General features: G+C 62.5%; 2 protein-coding genes and 1 other RNA gene. All 3 read right to left on the bottom strand.

The features are described from left to right. Nucleotides 1–169 precede the first annotated feature (169 nt). The 3 genes from ssrA to ubiG all read right to left on the bottom strand — a co-directional run bounded on the left by ssrA (nt 170) and on the right by ubiG (nt 2,089). Nucleotides 170–530, bottom strand: a transfer-messenger RNA (tmRNA) gene (ssrA, locus tag EBS11_RS28190). 91 nt (nt 531–621) lie between these two features. After that, nucleotides 622–1,326 carry an HAD-IA family hydrolase gene (locus EBS11_RS28185; RefSeq protein ID WP_290608816.1) on the bottom strand — a complete coding sequence of 235 codons (705 nt, stop codon included), beginning with the start codon at nt 1,324–1,326 and terminating at the stop codon, nt 622–624. Between the two features lie 67 nt (nt 1,327–1,393). Next, nucleotides 1,394–2,089 (bottom strand): bifunctional 2-polyprenyl-6-hydroxyphenol methylase/3-demethylubiquinol 3-O-methyltransferase UbiG, encoded by a 696-nt coding sequence (gene ubiG / locus EBS11_RS28180; RefSeq protein WP_290608814.1) that lies wholly within the window; start codon nt 2,087–2,089, stop codon nt 1,394–1,396. Between the last annotated feature and the right edge of the window lie 54 nt (nt 2,090–2,143).

Raw genomic sequence — 2,143 nt, 5'->3', positions numbered from 1 at the left:
TTGCGCTTGCAAGCGCAACCCGGTTTTGCGGCGCCGAGCTGCGCTCGCCGAAGTCCCGCAAAACCCCCGCGCCCGTACCGGACGCGGAATCAATGCCCGGCTATCGGCGCCCTTGATAAAAAATAAAGGCCCCGTCGCTTGCGCTCGGGGGCCTTTATTTTTTATCCAGTGGTGGAGACGGCGGGAATCGAACCCGCGTCCGCAAGCACTCTACAGACAGTTCTACATACTTAGCACTATCATTTAATTTAACTCAGCCAGCACGGATGTGCACGTTATGGGCAAGCGAGTTACCTATTATTTAGTCGGACGCTAAGTAACCCAGCATACGACGAGTCCCTGTAAATGACTCTAGAGCTTTTGACGGCCCACCCCAGGGACGAGGTGTTCTAGAGCTAACAGCGATTAAGCTGCCAGTGCGTACGAGTTATCGTTTGCAGTTAAGTTTTTTCTGGGTGTATTTACGAGGTAACCAGCCCTCGGTATGCCCTGCGCTGCTTTGCAACCCACGTCGAAACCAGGTCGTCCCCACAGAACCTTCATTGTAGCGCAATCTTCACACTCTTGCATGATGCATTCGCAGTAAAGCATATACGGCCAGCTGGCGGCGGTTTCAAGTCCTTACGCCGCCAGCTGGCGCGCCTGCGCGGCCTTGACCACCGTGCTGACCAGTTCCAGCAGGGCTTGCGGCGTGTCCAGCAGGTGGTCGGCGTTCCAGTGCTGCGGCTCGACGGGGCCGCAGTAGCCCCAGGCGCAGGCGACCGTGCGCATGCCGGCGGCGCGGCCGGCCTGGATGTCGCGCAGGTCGTCGCCCACGTACCAGCAGTCTTCCGGCGCCAGGTCCAGGCGGCGCGCCGCTTCCAGCAGGGGGGCGGGGTGCGGTTTCGGGTGCGCCATGGTGTCGCCGGAGATCACGCAGCCGGCGGCGCCCAGGCCGATCTGGCCGACCAGCGGGTCCGTGAAACGGGCGGCCTTGTTGGTGACGACGCCCCAGGCCAGGCCCAGGGCGCTCAGGCCATCGAGCAGCAGGGGAATGCCGTCGAACAAACGGCTTTCCACGGCCAGCGCCGCTTCATAGTTGTTGAGGAAGCCGTCTTTCAGGGCTTCGTAGCCGCTTTCGCCCGGGCCGATGCCGTAGGACGCGCCTATCATGCCGCGCGCGCCGGCCGAGGCGGTGGGGCGCAGGATGTCGTACGGCGTCGGCGCCAGGCCGGCGCGCGCGCGCAGCAGATTGATGGCCGCCGCCAGGTCGGGTGCGGTGTCGGCCAGGGTGCCGTCGAGGTCGAACAGGATGGCGCGCGGGGCTGGCAGGTAGTCGGTGGTCATGGCGGGCGAATGTGTCAAGTGGGAATGAAAAATGGCGGCCGCAGCCGCCTTGTTTTGTGCGTGATGGTTACAAGGGCCGGGTGCAGGCCACCAAATAATTGACGCTGGTATCGCTATTAAGTGAGTAAATCTTGGTCAATGGATTGTAGCCCATGCCGCGCATGCTGTTGACATCCAGGCCGGCGCTGCGCACGTATTGCGACAGTTCGGCCGGGGTGATGAATTTGTCATAGTCGTGCGTGCCTTTCGGCAGCAGGCGCAGCACGTATTCGGCGCCCAGAATGGCGAACAGATAGGCTTTCGGGTTGCGGTTCAGGGTCGACAGGAAGACGTGGCCGCCCGGTTTCACCAGCGCGGCGCAGGCCTGGACGATGGCGGCGGGGTCCGGCACGTGCTCAAGCATCTCCATGCAGGTGACGACGTCGTACTGGCCCGGCTCGGCCTCGGCCATGGCTTCGGCGGCGATCAGCTTGTAGCGCACCTTGGCGCCCGATTCCAGGCTGTGCAGGTCGGCCACTTTCAAGGCCTTGTCGGACAGGTCGATGCCCGTCACGTCGGCACCCTTGCGGGCCATCGATTCGGCCAGGATGCCGCCGCCGCAGCCGATGTCGATCACGCGCTTGCCGGCCAGCGGCACCTTCGCGTTGATCCATTCCAGGCGCAGGGGGTTAATTTCGTGCAGGGGACGAAACTCGGAAGTGGGGTCCCACCAGCGGTGGGCCAGCTCACTGAATTTTTGGATTTCAAGAGGGTCGGCGTTCATAGGTCGAATGATAGCGGCAATTTCACAATTGGGCAGCCACGGACGAAAAAAAAC

The sequence above is a fragment of the Janthinobacterium sp. genome (assembly GCF_009923995.1).
Lineage (GTDB): Bacteria > Pseudomonadota > Gammaproteobacteria > Burkholderiales > Burkholderiaceae_D > Janthinobacterium.
This window is presented reverse-complemented; position numbering and strand designations above follow the sequence as displayed.